We start from the raw sequence: 14,094 nt of genomic DNA on the forward strand, positions 1-14,094 counted from the left end.
GCGGGCCGATGCGCCATTCGGCAAATGGCAGACCCAGACCTTCGTGGCGGGCCTGCGCTGCCATGAACTTGTCGCACCATGGGTCATCGACGGCGCCATGGATGGCGAGGCGTTCGATCTCTACGTGCGCACGCAACTGGCGCCGTGTCTTTCGCCCGGTGACGTGGTGATCATGGACAATCTCAATGTCCACAAGAGCCCCCGGGCGGCCAAGGCGCTCGCCGAACGGGGCGCCTGGCGCCTGCTCTTGCCGAAATACTCGCCCGACCTCAATCCCATCGAAATGGCTTTCGCCAAGCTCAAAACCCTTCTGCGCAAAGCCAAAGCCCGGACCACCGACGACCTCTGGCGAGCCCTCGGCGATATCTGCGACCTCTTCGAGCCCGACGAATGCTGGAATTATTTCAAGACCGCAGGATATGTTGCCGATTAATCGCCCGACGCTCTAGGCACCGCGCTTCGCGGTCCGTCCATCACCGCGTGCCCGCGACGGTGGGGGCCCTGCAACGGGGCAAGCCGGCAAAGACAGTTGAGCCTGCATCATCGATCGCGCCAACCGTCTCGCGCTATAAGAGCTTGCGGCCCCAGGCGCCCCCTATCCTCTCAAAGCGATGAGGTGTGCTCGAGATCGCCAGCGGTTTTTGCGGCTGGATCGGCGGCGCTTTCGCCGGGCGGAAAATCCGGGTAGTGCGGTGCCGGCGGGCCGATCAGCGCCGGGGCGTCGGGAATTGGTCGCACGAGACGATAGCGCACCAGCTCTTCAGGCCGCAGCACATAGAGACTGGCCGCCGGCGTCTGCATCGCCTTGATCCACAGCGCCGGATCGATGCCCATTTCGGCGAGCAGGTTCTGGCATTCGGCGCTGGTTTGCTGGATGTCGGCGATCGAACGATCGACATCGCTCGGCAGGCCGGGCTCATCCCCCGAAACCGCATAGACCTGATGGACACCGACCCAGGCGCCGTCGCCGGCACGCCGCGTCAGGCCGCCGGCCAGCACCAGCGGACAGGCCGACGCGCAATAGCCGTCGGCGGGCACCCGGGTCGAGACCTTGCGCGCGCGAATGTCACGGGCCATGGCGATCGCATCGGCGACCGAGCCGCCGGGCGAATGCAGGACGAGGGTTTGAACGCCGGCGCTCTCGGGCTTGTCGAGAAAGGCCTGCAGCGCCTTGGCCGTGCCAACCTCGATCCGGCCGATCGCCGTCGCCTCGCCCTTTTTTCCGACGAAAAACCGCATCGGCTCGGCGAGCGCCTCGCCCTCGACCGGGCCGTCATAGCCCGGCAGTTCCGGCTCGCCGCGATCCGGCCCGACCGGGATCGTCTTTGGCAAATAAGGCCGAATCTGATCGCCCGGCTGCGGGCGGCGCAGCGGCATCGGTTCGGTGCGGCTGGTCCGCTCCTGCTCGGCGGCGCGCTCGGACAGGTTTTGATAGTCGACGACGACGATCGCGATCGAAACCGCCACGAGCGCCGAAAACACCAAGCGCAGCACCGAGCCTTCCGGCACCCGCAGCATCAACCGCTCCAACCGGCCGGGTGGGGTCTCGTCGCCGATCATCGTGGCCGGCTCGGCATCGCAGGCAGACCGGCCCCGGCCGGGGGCAAGACGGCGCGCGTCATCTCAGCGCGTGGCGGTCTTGGGAAATGGCGTCGCCGCGCCCGGCCGATTGCGCTGGACGATGTCGGCATCGCCGTCCGCATCTGCCAGCTCCCGGGCCTCGGCGGCCGCGGCATCCCCCGGCCGCTCCGTCGGCGGCATGCTCACCCCCTCGTCCGCCGCTCCCACCTGAGCGCTCTCGATCTTCTTTTGGATGCGGATCGCACGCATCAGCTCGGCCGCGCTCATGTCGCCAACCTCGAACTCGTCACCTTCCTCGCGGCGGATCACATCCTGGATGATGCAAAGGACGAAGATCAGCACGGCCGGCAAGAGGTCGATCGAGATCGCCCCCGCCCAGGACGGCAGGAAGTCGCGGGCATAGCGGATCACCGCCTCGGGCGCCGAGAGCGGGGTGAAGCGCAGCGGCTCGACCTTCGGCCGGGCGAGGATTTCGTCGGCGGCGCTCGCCAACGCAGCACTCTGGGTCTTCACCGCGGCTTCGATGGTGCCAACGACGCGGCTTTGCCGATCGCGCAGATCGGCATCGACCCCATCGGCAATCGGGGCGATGAAGCTGCGACCGAGATCCTCCGCCGCCCGGCGCACCGCCGGTGCGACCGAGGTCTGATCAAGGGCGGTTATCAAGCCCGACAGCTGTACCGCCTCTTCGCCAAAGGAATTGGAGCGATCGGCAATCGGCCCCTGCGAGGAGACCAGCCGGCGCATCGCGGCCAAATGCGTCCCGCCTTGCTCGAACAGCGCCTTCACCTCTTTCCGCGAGCCCTCGATCTCGCCCTGCAAACTCGTCAGTTGATCCGACATCTGCCGCAGAAGCTGCACCACCGTGCCCGAGCCCGAGGTTCCCGTCAGAGCCCCGGATCGCGCCTCTTCCTGCGACAGTTGCGAGAAGCGCTGGGAGGCGAGCTGAATATCCGGCAACAGGCTTTGGGCTGCCAGCGCATTCTCATGGGCCTCGTTGAGCTTTTGCTGATAGGCCTCGGTGGTCACCGCAAGATGCTGTTCCAGGGCTGCCGAACCGGCAAGCGCGGCGGCGTTCAACCAGGACGACATGGCGATGATCATCGCCGCGCCGATCGCCATGGCGAGATACAGCATGCGCCGGCCGCCAGCTTGGCGCACATGCGGCATAAGCCGCATCAGATAGGACCAGAAGGCGTATATCGCGACCGAGACTGCCGAGGCGTAGACGATCGCGCCGAGAAACACGGCGGTCTCGCTGCCGTTTAAAAGCTCGCGGACGCCGAGATAGGTGTAGACGCCGCTCGCCAGCGCCAGCACGGACAGGGTGATCCGCGTCGTCGCATCGAGCCGCGTGACCTGTCCCCGCAAGGTGTAAGACTGGGATGCCCCCATGAACGCAAGACCTTCCTCTCGACGCGTCGCCGAACGAACCGATGACGTTAACGGAAGATTAAGACTTTCGTTCGGCTGAGGTAAGGGCGCGCGGCTGCGCCAGCTTGTCCCGGCCGGGGGTAATTGCGGGAACGGTTAACGTCCGCAATGCATATCCGGCTACGGATCTTCGACCTGCGCATTCAACGCATAGATGTATTATATCAATAGATAAAAGCTATCACGATATTTGCTATCACCTTGAAAATTGGCCAATGATAGAAATCCGATATGATGAAAACGCATAGCAGTCATGCCCATATCTTGATTGCTCAATCTTCTGGATCTATTATTCCAATCCTCAGTCGGCGGGTTGACCACCTCCTCCCAATTCGGTCGCCTCCGGCTGTTTCCTCCCATATGGTCTTTCGAGACCAGCCTCATGCCGGGTTCGTTATGAGCCCGGCTTTTTTTTGCGCGTGTGCCTGGGTTTCCGCCTCTCTTGCGGCGCCAAGAGCGCCCCGCGTCCGATCGGACGCGGAAAGGTCGCTCTCACCCTTTGAATCGACGCATCGTGCTTTGCCGAAAATCGATTCCGATTTTCGAAAGCACGATGCTGTTGGCCGCACCCTCGGCGGTCCCAACGAAAAACCCGCCACCGGACGAATCCGTGGCGGGTCGATCACGATCAGGGTCGCTTTGCGCAGATGTTCAAGGTCCGTGGACGCATGCCGCGGGCCCGTGCCAGCACCGTGTCAATCGTCGAGGCTGCCACAGAAGCGCTGGATGCGGGAGCAGGCCTCTTCGAGCAGCGTCTCGGAGGTGGCGTAGGAGATCCGAAAGTTCGGCCCGAGGCCAAAGGCCGAGCCATGCACCACCGCAACGCCCTCGGCTTCGAGCAGCTCGGTCACGAAGTCCTGGTCGCTCTCGATCACCTTGCCGCCCGGCGTCGTCTTGCCGATCAGCCCCTTGCAGGAGGGATAGACGTAGAAGGCGCCTTCCGGCGACGGGCATTCGATGCCACGGGCTTGGTTCAGCATGCCGACCACGAGATCGCGGCGCCCCTGGAAGATCGCCTTGTTCGTCTGGATGAAATCCTGCGGGCCATTCAGCGCCTCGACAGCCGCCCATTGGGCGATCGAGCAGGCGCCGGAGGTCTGCTGACCCTGGATCATGTCCATCGCCTTGATCAGCGGCAGCGGGCCGCCGGCATAGCCGATCCGCCAGCCGGTCATCGCATAGGCCTTGGAGACGCCGTTGATCGTCAGCGTGCGATCGTACAGCGCCGGCTCGACCTCAGCCGGCGTAGCGAAGGTGAAATCGCCGTAGACGAGATGCTCATACATGTCGTCGGTCATCACCCAGACATGCGGATGGCGCATCAACACGTCGGTCAGCGCCTTCAACTCGTCATGGGTATAGGCCGCGCCCGACGGATTCGACGGCGAGTTGAACAAGAACCACTTGGTCTTCGGCGTGATCGCCTGTTCCAGCGCCTCGGCGGTCAGCTTGAAGCCGGTGGCGATGCCCGCTTCCACGAACACCGACGTGCCGCCACAGATCGCCACCATCTCCGGGTAGCTGACCCAGTACGGTGCCGGGATAATCACCTCGTCGCCGGGGTTGATCGTCGCCATGAAGGCATTGAACAGCACCTGCTTGCCGCCGGTGCCGACGATCGTCTGCTCCGGCTTGTAGTCGAGATTGTTCTCGCGCTTGAACTTGGCGGCGATCGCCTCGCGCAGCTGCGGAATCCCGGACACCGGGGTGTACTTCGTTTCGCCGCGGCGGATCGCCTCCATCGCCGCATTCTTGACGTTGTCCGGCGTGTCGAAATCCGGCTCGCCCGCACCGAGGCCGATGACGTCGCGGCCTTTCGCCTTGAGTTCGCGGGCCTTTTGCGAGACGGCGATGGTGGCCGAAGGCTTCACGCGATCGAGGGCGGCGGCAAGAAACGCCATTGTCTTTCACTCCGATGGTTCAAAACGGTCCGGTGCCGGACTCGCCCCGCGCACCTTGACAAACGCGGCGGACCCTAGTCCCGCCCGCCGCCGGGTGCAAGATCAAGATCCACCGCCCGTCCGAGCGGGTTCGTCCTTCCGACATGAAGGAGGCGGGCGCTGACCGGCAAGGCGGCCGAAATCCCTTGAAATCGCGGCGGACCCTCTGGCTTTCAGGTAGGGTATCATAGCCGTTTCACACAGCCGAACCGGCCAGAGGCGAGATCAAGGACGACGGATGAAGCTCTTCTTTTCACAGACCCAGCTCGACCATCGGCCGACGCAATACGGCGTCCACGGCAAGCTGGTCACGCCGCTGGAAAATCCCAACCGTGCCGAAACGCTAGTCGGAGGTCTCGGCGCGCTGGGTCTGAGCCTTGCAACACCGCCGGCCGCCGATCGTGCAGCCATCGCGCGCGTGCATGCGGGCGATTATCTGGACTTCCTCGCGAGCGCCTATCAGCGCTTCCGAGAGCTGCCGAATGTCGGGCCCGAGGTGCTTCCGAACGTCCATCCCTATTTTTCCACCGCCCGCCCCTATGCGCCCGAAATGCAGGCCAACGGCGCCCGGCCGCAGCCCCGCACCACCGGCATTCTCGGTCAGACCGGCTGGTATATCGGCGACCTGTCCTGCGCCATGACCGCCGGCACCTACGAGGCGGCCCTTGCGTCGGCCGCCAGCGCCATCGCCGCCGCTCGCGCGGTGCGCTCGGGCGAGACGGCGGCCTTCGCGCTCTGCCGCCCGCCCGGCCACCACGCCTATGCCGACCGAGCTTCCGGCTTTTGCTTTCTCAACAATGCGGCGATCGCCGCCGAAACCCTGCGCGAGCGCTATGCCAAAGTCGCGATCATCGATTTCGACACCCACCACGGCGACGGCACCCAGACGATCTTCTATGCCCGAAACGACATCTTCTTCGGTTCGGTCCACACCGATCCTTCGGCCTATTACCCCCATTTTCTCGGCTATGCCGACGAGATCGGGACGGGCGCGGGCGAAGGCTGCAATCGCAATCGGCCGCTCGCTTTCGGCTCTGGCGACGACGACTTTCTCGCCGCAATCGCGCAGCTGATCGACGAGGCAGTCCGCTTCGGCGCCGAGGCACTGGTGATTTCGGCCGGCTGGGACGCCCATCGCCAGGATCCGCTGTCGCGGCTCGAAGTGACCACCGACGCCTATCCCGCGGTCGGAACCATGCTCGGCGAACTGAAGCTGCCGAGCGTGATCATCCAGGAGGGCGGCTATTCGCTAGCCGCCGTCTCGGAGGCGGCACCTGCCTTCGTCGAGGCTTTCATGACGGCCCATGGCGACTGACAGCGCGATCATGAAAACACCGCCCCCCGATCTGAGACCGAGGAGCGGCGACCGCCCTGACCGCTAGCGGCAACGATCAGCGGCGATAGGCAATGACCGGGCAGCCCGGAGCACGGGCAAAGCGCACGATCTGACGGTGGTGATGACGGCGGCCGGCGACGACGATCGCCCGCCGGTCGACGCGGCGGATATGGGCGTGGCGCACCCCCATGCGCTCGGCCTTGCGAACCGCATGGCGCGGCGAGCAAGCCGGGCGGTCCCAACGCTCGCGCCGATCCCAGCGGTCGCGGCGGTCACCGTGACGGCGATCGCGGATGACATGGACCCGGTCGCCGCCGATGGTGATCGTGGCACGGCTTTCGGCGGCGGCAACCGACGGCGCGGCAATGGCGGCCGAGCCAAGCGCGGCGACGATGCAAAGGGTTTTCGCAAGGGTCTGGAACATTTTCGGTTTCTCCTTCGATCTCGGCATCGCCCGTCCGGTTGAAAGCCAGTGCGCGAACGAGCCGAGGCCTGATGCGTCGAGCCGCGCGGCGGCCGTCTGTCGATTATCGATGAAGACACCATGGCAAGCCGGCCCTGAACCGAGCCGGAAACCGCCATTCATGCGGCATTCAGACAATGACGTGGCGAGAGAACTGCGACCGTCTCAGCTTCGGCGCGAAAATCGGAATCGATTTTCGGCAAAGCACGATGCGTCAATTCACGATGCATCGTTTCAAAGAGTCAGAGCGCGCCTTCTGCGTCCGATGGAATGCAGGGCGATCTAATCCAGGCGACGCATCCAGAACTGCATCGGCTTTTCGCTTTCCTCGCTCTCGCCGATATCGCGCCAGCGCATATGGGATACGAGGCCGTCGACCCTGCGATAGCCACGTTTCGCCCAGAACCCGTCGAGCGGGGCATAATCGGCGGGCCGCCGCGGATGATCGGCCGGCCGGACGACGCCGCAAAAGGCGGCGATGCCGAATCCCTGCTCCCGGCCCGCCGCCTCGCGGGCGTCGAAGAAGCGGTGGCCGGCGCCGAGGCCGCGATAGGCGGGAAGCAGCACCGACTCGGCGAGATAGAAAACCTCGGTGGGGTCGATCCCCTGGCGGGCAAAGGCAGCGGCCAGCTGCGGCTGGTGATCGCCGAGCGGGGCAGCCGTCGCCGCGCCGACGATCTCGCCCTTGCCGCTGCTCGCGATCACCACCATTGCCCCCGGCGACTCGCCATAAGTACGCAGGTAATTGCGCTCATAAGCCTCGTCGCCGTCATAGAGATAGGGAAACGCGCGAAAGACGATGGTCCGAAGCCGGGCAAGATCCGCGAGGATCGGCTCGATCTCGCCGCCCGAAAGGACAGCGAAGCTCAGGGTTTCATCGCTCTCACCGCGCATCGCGCCCTCGCCTGTCATGCCTTGGAAACGGCTGCGATCCAGGCCTTCAGATTGTAATAGGTGGTGAGGCGGGAAATCTTGCCGTCGTCGATCGTAAAAAACTGGCCGGCCGGGATCGAATAGGCCTGATGGCTCGCCTCCGGCAGGCCGGCGGCGGTCTCGATATAGCGGCCGCGCACGGTGAATTCGGCGGCCGCCCGGCTGCCGTCCTCGGATGCGAAGACAACGATGTCGGCCAGCGTCTCGTCGTAGTGTCGATGCATCGCCGCCATGAAGCGGCGGAACGCCTCGCGGCCGATCTCCCGCTCGCCCTCGTTAACGTCGTGGGCGACATCCTCGTCGAGGCAGACGAACATCGTGTCGAGATCGCCCGTGTTGAAGGCCTCGAGATAGCGGTGGATCAGCGTTTCGGTCGCAGCGCGGGTCATGGGCATCCTTCAATCGATCGCGAGGTTGCAAGCGGAGTCCAGCGCCACTTACCGCATCGGCCGGCAAACCGGAATCGGTTTTCGCGTCCGCACAGCCAAATTCGCCGCCGCGACACGGACCGGCAACTCACTCGGCCGCGCTCTTTTCCTCATCGTCCGCATCGCTGAACAGGAACCCTCCGGATTGACGCCGCCACAGGCTGGCATAGAGCCCGCCTTGCGCCAGAAGCTGCTCGTGGGAGCCGTCCTCGACGATCGCGCCCTTGTCCATCACCAGCAGCCGGTCCATCGCCGCGATGGTCGACAGGCGGTGGGCGATGGCAATGACGGTCTTGCCCTCCATCATCCGGGTGAAGTTGTCCTGGATCGCCGCCTCGACCTCGGAATCGAGCGCCGAGGTCGCCTCATCGAGAACGAGAATCGGCGCGTCCTTCAAGAGCACGCGGGCGATGGCGATGCGCTGGCGCTGGCCGCCAGACAGCTTGATGCCGCGCTCGCCGACATGGGCGTCGAAGCCGCTGCGACCTTTGGGATCGCGCAGTCCGGCGATGAAGCCGTCGGCACTGGCCCGGCGCGCGGCAAGTGCGATCGCCGCATCATCGGCGTCCGGGCGGCCGTAAGCAATGTTGTCGCGGATCGAGCGATGCAGGAGCGAGGTGTCCTGGGTGACGACGCCGATCGCAGCGCGCAGCGAGTCCTGCGTCACAGCGGAAATATCCTGGCCGTCGATGGTGATCCGCCCGCCCTCGAGATCGTAGAGCCGCAGCAAGAGATTGACGAGGGTGGTCTTGCCGGCGCCCGACCGGCCGACCAGACCGACCTTCTCGCCCGACTTGATGTCGATGTCGAGATTGGAGATGACGCCGCCGCCCTTGCCATAGTGGAAGGTGACCGCGTCGAAGCGGATCTGGCCCTCGCGCGCGACCAGCGGCGTCGCGTCGGCCGCATCGACCAGGGTTGGGATCCGGGTGATCGTCGCCACCGCGTCCTGGATGGTCCCGTAATTGCGAACGAGGCCGTTGATGTTGAACATCATCCAGCCGGACATCTGGTTCAGCCGCAGCACCAGCCCCAGCGCCGTGGCGACACCGCCCGCCGTCACCGCTCCGTCCCGCCAGCCGAGGGTGGCGATGACGCCGACGCCGGCCATCATGAAGCCGTTGAGCAGCGCAACGATCGTCCGCACTTCGGTGATCGCCCGGGTGGAGCGGCGGGTCATGTCGACGAGATAGACAAAACCGTCCTTGACGAAGGCGTCCTCCCGGCGAGCGGAATCAAACAGCTTGACCGACAAGATGTTGGTGAAGCTGTCGACCACCCGGCCGGAGACGATCGAGCGCGCATCGGCGCTGGCGCGGCCGAACTTGCGGATCTTCGGCAGAAGATTGCGCACGATCCAGACATAGCCCGCGACCCAAATGGCGAGGACGATCGCCATGCGTGCGTCGATCGAGCCCAGGATGGTGGTGGTGAGGATAATGAAGGTGACGAAGCCCCAGAAGGTTTGCAGGATCGTCACGACGAAATCGCCCGTCGCCGCCCCCACCTGCTGGACCTTCTGGCCGAGCCGGCCGCCGAAATCGTTCTGGAAGAAGGTGTACGCCTGCTCCATCAGCCGTCGATAGCTCTGCCAGCGGATACGGTTGTAGAAACTCGGCGAAATCACCTGTTCTTCGAGCACCGACGACACGAACAGGAGCGCTGCCCGGCCGATCAGGGTGAGAAACAACAGCCCGGCGAGCAGCCAGAAATGATCGGCGAGAAGCGTTTGCGGCGTTGAGGTGCCGAGTGCGTCGACCAGCCAGCCGACGCCGGTAAACAGCAACGCCTCGACGCCGCCGGTCAGGCCGCCAACGATGAGCAGGCCGATGAGCGGCCCTTTCGCCTGATTGGCGAAATGCCAGATGAAGGCATTGGTGTCATCCGGCAGAGGTCGCAGATGACCGGTGCGATAGACCCCATCCGCCTGCGGGCGCGGCTCATCCTCGAAGGGATCGAGGATCCGCTCAAAGCGCTGGAGCAGGCGATCCATCATTCCGCCGCTCGCATGCCGGCCGCCGCCGTGCCGTTCTGGGCCTCATCGCTGTCGCCAGCAGCCAGAAACCCGCCGACCTGGCGCGACCAGAGCTTGGCATAAAGCCCCCCCTGCGCGACGAGTTCGGCATGGCTGCCGGTTTCGACGATCGCGCCCTTGTCGAGCACGATCAGCCGATCGAGCGCGGCAATCGTCGACAGCCGATGGGCGACGGCGATCACCGTCTTGCCCTCCATCAGCCGGTAGAGATTTTCGGCGATCGCTGCCTCGACCTCGGAATCAAGTGCCGAGGTCGCCTCGTCGAGCAACAGGATCGGTGCATCCTTCAGCATGACGCGAGCGATGGCGATGCGCTGGCGCTGGCCGCCGGACAGCTTGACGCCGCGCTCGCCGACCTCGGCGTCGAGGCCGGTCCGGCCGTCGCGATCACGCAGCTCGGCGACGAAATCGGCCGCCTCCGCCCGCCGCACGGCCGCTTCAAGCGCCGCTTCGCCGGCATCCGGCCGACCATAGAGCACGTTGTCGCGGATCGAGCGGTGGAGCAGCGACGTGTCCTGGGTGACCATGCCGATCCTGGCGCGCAGGCTTTCCTGCCCGACATCGCGAATGTCGGTGCCGTCGATCAGGATGCGGCCGCTCTCGACGTCGTGGAAGCGCATCAAAAGATTGAGGATCGTCGATTTGCCGGCACCGGAGCGGCCGATGAGACCGACCTTTTCGCCGGGCCGGATGGTCAGGCCGAAATCGGACAGAACGCCGCCATCCTTGCCATAGTGAAACGACACCTTTTCAAAACGGATTTCGCCCTTCGGCACGGCGAGCGGCGGCGCCTGCGGGCGATCGGTGATGGCATGGGGAATGCTCAAGGTCGCCATCCCGTCGCGGATCGTGCCGATATTCTCGAACAGCGCCGAGACCTCCCACATGATCCATTGCGACATGCCGTGGATGCGCAGCACCAGCCCGACCGACGCAGCGATCGCGCCGACGGTGACAAGGCCATTCACCCATAAGCCGATGCCCGCCGCGCCGACTGTGAACAACAGCAGCGAATTGAGGCTCTGCAGGCAGAAAACGAACAGTGTGATCAGCCGCCCCTGGCCGTAGACCGTGGTCAGAAATCCGCCCATCGACTGGCGGGCGTAATCAGCCTCGCGCCGCGTATGGGCAAAGAGCTTGACCGTCTGCACATTGGCATAGGCGTCGACAATCCGGCCGGTCATCTCGGCGCGGGCATCGGCCTGACTTTCCGCCACCTTATCGAGCCGAGGAATGAACCAGCGCAACATCACCGCGTAGAGGATCAGCCAACCGACAAAGGGCAGCGCCAGCTTCCAATCCGACGACGCCGCGAGAATGACGACGCCGGTAAAATACACCGCGACATAGAGAAAGACGTCGATCGACTTGCCGACGGTCTCGCGCACCGCGAGTGCCGTCTGCATCAGCTTCTGCGAGACCCGGCCGGCAAATTCATCCTGAAAGAAACTCAGCGAATGGCCGAGCAACCAGCGGTGCATCAGAAAGCGGAAGCGCATCGGAAAATTGCCGAACAGCGCCTGAAAACTGACCAAGCCGTCGATGAACTGGATTCCCGGCAGGACGATCATAATAACGACGCCCATCAGCGCCAGCTGCCAGCCACGTTCGGCCAGGAAGCGATCCGGCGGCGTGTCGCCGAACCAATCGACCAAATGGCCGAGAAAGCCGAACAGCGAGACCTCGATCGTCGAAATCAGCGCGGTGATCACGGCCATGGCAAGGAACAGCGGCCAAAACGGCCGGGCGAAGAACCAGATGAACTTTGCGAGCGTCTTGGGCGGCGGAGCGTTCAGTTCTGGCGCGGGGAACGCGTCAACCATCCTCTCGAATTTCGAGAACATCGCTGTTTCCTGACATATCCGGACAGTGGCCGAGACGGCCGTGATCGCGACAAGCGGCTTACCCCGAAGGCAAAGCCATTAACGACAATGCAGCCGCCCCCGCGTGCTGACATAGGCTCATATAGGCTCAGCGGCGGCAAAAATCAGGGGGGTGGCGCGAGCCGGTCATGCCGGTCATCGTCAACTGTTGAAGCCAGGCTGAAACCGGTCCGGTCCGGATGAGCGGTCAACGCCGAGCAGTTGCCCAGCGCTAAAAAAATATTCCCACATCCAACCGTCATGAATGCGACGAATGATCGATCGGAAACAACTTCCGAACAGCCTGATTTTCAGGGTCTAAATGAATTTACCGGCGGACCGCCGCTTACTGCCTGTCTTATGGGCGCGTCAATTTTCTAGGCAATTGAGCACTGGACAGAGGGGAGTAAATCGGAAAGATGCTCGCCATGGTCGCGCGTGCGGGCGCGATAATCCGATCGTTCCGGGGGGCAAAATGAACTTTTCCTTCAAAACTTTCACCGGCGTCGTGGTGCTTTCGACGCTGCTCGCCTTCGGCTCGGCCGAGGCCAGGGATCTTGTCGTCTACAATGGCGGCGACGTCACCTCACTCGATCCGCAGAAGATCAGCGGCGACTGGGAAGACCGCGTCGATGGCGACATCTTCGAGGGGCTCTTCACCGAGGACGCTGAGGCCAAGCCCATCCTCGGCGTCGCCAAGAGCTATGAGACCTCGAAAGACGGTCTGACATGGACCTTCAAACTGCGCGACGACGCCAAATGGTCGGACGGCCAACCGGTCACGGCGGAGGATTTCGTCTTCGCCTTCCAGCGACTGATGGATCCGAAGACCGCGTCCGAATACGCCTATATCCAGTACCCGATCAAGAATGCCGAGGCGATCAACACCGGCAAGATCAAGGATTTCAGCCAGCTCGGCGTCAAGGCGCTGGACGACAAGACGCTTGAGATCACGCTGGAACATCCCATTCCTTACTATCGCAGCCTGTTGTGCCATTTCACCGCCTATCCCTTGCCCAAGCACCTGATCGACAAAGTCGGCGACGACTGGGTCAAGATCGGCAATATCGTCACGGACGGGCCCTACAAGCCAGTCGAGTGGGTGCCAGGCAGCCATGTCCTGACCGCCAAGAACCCCTATTGGCCGGGCAAGGACAAGCTCGATATCGACGGTGTGCGCTTCCTCTCGATGGAAGACAATGCGGCCGGCTTCCGCCGCTATCAGGCCGGCGAAATCGACATCATGACGGCGTATCCGAAGGACCAGTACACGTTCATCCAGAAGAACCTGCCCGGCCAGGGCCACTTTACGCCATTCGCGGGCCTCTATTACTACCTCTTCAACGAGCAGAAGCCGCCCTTCGATGACAAGCGGGTTCGCGAGGCGCTGTCGAAGGCGATCTATCGCGAGGTCATCGGCCCGAAAGTGCTGACCAGTGGCGAGCCCGCCGCCTTCGGCTGGGTTCCCCCCGGCATGGACAACTATCCGAAGGAAGGGGCCCGGTTCAAATGGGCCAAAGAGCCTTATCCCCAGCGTGTCAAAGAGGCCAAGGCGCTGCTGAAGGAAGCCGGCTACGGCCCCGACCATCCGCTGGACGTCACGCTGAGCTACAACACCAGCGACAATCACAAGCGGATCGCCATCGCCATCGCGGCCATGTGGAAGCCGCTCGGCGTCAACGTCAAGCTGGTCAATGCCGAGGTGAAGGTCCACTACGCCAATCTGCGCGAGGGCGACTTCCAGGTCGCGCGCGCCGGCTGGCTCGCCGATTTCAACGATCCGATCAACTTCCTCGACCTGCTGAAGGGCGGCAACGAGATGAATTACGGCAAGTGGAACAATAAGGAATACAATGCTCTGCTGAAGCAGGCGTCGACCGAAAGCGATCTCAAAAAGCGCGCCACGCTCTTGAAACAGGCCGAACAGATCGCGCTCGACGACGACGCGGCCATGCCGATTTATTTCTACCTGTCTGAAAACCTGGTGTCGCCAAAGGTGAAGGGGTTCAAGGACAACGTCTTCGACAAGCACCGCACCCGCTGGCTGTCGCTCGACAAATAAGCGGCAGACGGACGAAGCCG

General features: G+C 63.8%; 11 protein-coding genes. 3 read left to right on the top strand and 8 right to left on the bottom strand.

The window, feature by feature from the left end:
• Nucleotides 1-433: transposase (locus tag J1C48_RS08395; protein WP_207257392.1), on the top strand; the 433-nt coding region annotated here is incomplete at its 5' end.
• 170 nt (nucleotides 434-603) lie between these two features.
• Here J1C48_RS08395 and J1C48_RS08400 read toward each other — a convergent pair.
• From J1C48_RS08400 to J1C48_RS08410, 3 genes are all read right to left on the bottom strand, one after another.
• On the bottom strand, nucleotides 604-1,560 hold the full coding sequence (locus tag J1C48_RS08400) for a COG3904 family protein (RefSeq protein ID WP_207257393.1): 957 nt from the start codon (nucleotides 1,558-1,560) through the stop codon (nucleotides 604-606).
• 63 nt (nucleotides 1,561-1,623) lie between these two features.
• A complete protein-coding gene (locus J1C48_RS08405; protein WP_207257394.1) occupies nucleotides 1,624-2,976 on the bottom strand; it encodes a hypothetical protein in 1,353 nt (450 codons plus the stop codon).
• A gap of 734 nt (nucleotides 2,977-3,710) precedes the next feature.
• A complete protein-coding gene (locus J1C48_RS08410) occupies nucleotides 3,711-4,916 on the bottom strand; it encodes a pyridoxal phosphate-dependent aminotransferase (RefSeq protein ID WP_207257395.1) in 1,206 nt (401 codons plus the stop codon).
• A gap of 277 nt (nucleotides 4,917-5,193) precedes the next feature.
• Between J1C48_RS08410 and J1C48_RS08415 the strand changes: the two genes are divergently transcribed.
• Nucleotides 5,194-6,270 (top strand): histone deacetylase family protein, encoded by a 1,077-nt coding sequence (locus tag J1C48_RS08415; RefSeq protein ID WP_207257396.1) that lies wholly within the window; start codon nucleotides 5,194-5,196, stop codon nucleotides 6,268-6,270.
• A gap of 76 nt (nucleotides 6,271-6,346) precedes the next feature.
• On the opposite strand, the gene J1C48_RS08420 is transcribed toward J1C48_RS08415, so the two are convergent.
• From J1C48_RS08420 to J1C48_RS08440, 5 genes are all read right to left on the bottom strand, one after another.
• A complete protein-coding gene (locus J1C48_RS08420; protein ID WP_210345353.1) occupies nucleotides 6,347-6,715 on the bottom strand; it encodes a hypothetical protein in 369 nt (122 codons plus the stop codon).
• 321 nt (nucleotides 6,716-7,036) lie between these two features.
• A complete protein-coding gene (locus J1C48_RS08425; RefSeq protein WP_231081654.1) occupies nucleotides 7,037-7,648 on the bottom strand; it encodes a GNAT family N-acetyltransferase in 612 nt (203 codons plus the stop codon).
• Nucleotides 7,649-7,662: 14 nt separating this feature from the next.
• Nucleotides 7,663-8,076 (bottom strand): ketosteroid isomerase-related protein, encoded by a 414-nt coding sequence (locus J1C48_RS08430; protein ID WP_207257397.1) that lies wholly within the window; start codon nucleotides 8,074-8,076, stop codon nucleotides 7,663-7,665.
• Between the two features lie 127 nt (nucleotides 8,077-8,203).
• Nucleotides 8,204-10,111: an ABC transporter ATP-binding protein gene (locus J1C48_RS08435; protein WP_207257398.1), complete on the bottom strand. Its 1,908-nt coding sequence runs from the start codon at nucleotides 10,109-10,111 to the stop codon at nucleotides 8,204-8,206.
• Entirely contained in the window at nucleotides 10,108-11,994 is a 1,887-nt protein-coding gene (locus J1C48_RS08440; protein WP_207257399.1) for an ABC transporter ATP-binding protein, read from the bottom strand. Before J1C48_RS08440 ends, J1C48_RS08435 begins: the two co-directional genes overlap by 4 nt.
• Nucleotides 11,995-12,487: 493 nt before the next feature.
• On the opposite strand from J1C48_RS08440, the gene J1C48_RS08445 reads away from it, so the two are divergent.
• Nucleotides 12,488-14,074: a peptide ABC transporter substrate-binding protein gene (locus J1C48_RS08445; protein ID WP_207257400.1), complete on the top strand. Its 1,587-nt coding sequence runs from the start codon at nucleotides 12,488-12,490 to the stop codon at nucleotides 14,072-14,074.
• Nucleotides 14,075-14,094 lie beyond the last annotated feature (20 nt).

The sequence above is a fragment of the Jiella flava genome (genome assembly GCF_017349315.1).
GTDB classification, from domain to species: Bacteria; Pseudomonadota; Alphaproteobacteria; order Rhizobiales; family Rhizobiaceae; genus Jiella; species Jiella flava.

Bases quoted from the DNA above. Each gene is read 5' to 3' on its own strand.
- J1C48_RS08400 (WP_207257393.1), bottom strand. From the start codon at position 1,560: ATGATCGGCGACGAGACCCCACCCGGCCGGTTGGAGCGGTTGATGCTG.
- J1C48_RS08405 (WP_207257394.1), bottom strand. From the start codon at position 2,976: ATGGGGGCATCCCAGTCTTACACCTTGCGGGGACAGGTCACGCGGCTC.
- J1C48_RS08410 (WP_207257395.1), bottom strand. From the start codon at position 4,916: ATGGCGTTTCTTGCCGCCGCCCTCGATCGCGTGAAGCCTTCGGCCACC.
- J1C48_RS08415 (WP_207257396.1), top strand. From the start codon at position 5,194: ATGAAGCTCTTCTTTTCACAGACCCAGCTCGACCATCGGCCGACGCAA.
- J1C48_RS08420 (WP_210345353.1), bottom strand. From the start codon at position 6,715: ATGTTCCAGACCCTTGCGAAAACCCTTTGCATCGTCGCCGCGCTTGGC.
- J1C48_RS08425 (WP_231081654.1), bottom strand. From the start codon at position 7,648: ATGCGCGGTGAGAGCGATGAAACCCTGAGCTTCGCTGTCCTTTCGGGC.
- J1C48_RS08430 (WP_207257397.1), bottom strand. From the start codon at position 8,076: ATGACCCGCGCTGCGACCGAAACGCTGATCCACCGCTATCTCGAGGCC.
- J1C48_RS08435 (WP_207257398.1), bottom strand. From the start codon at position 10,111: ATGATGGATCGCCTGCTCCAGCGCTTTGAGCGGATCCTCGATCCCTTC.
- J1C48_RS08440 (WP_207257399.1), bottom strand. From the start codon at position 11,994: ATGTTCTCGAAATTCGAGAGGATGGTTGACGCGTTCCCCGCGCCAGAA.
- J1C48_RS08445 (WP_207257400.1), top strand. From the start codon at position 12,488: ATGAACTTTTCCTTCAAAACTTTCACCGGCGTCGTGGTGCTTTCGACG.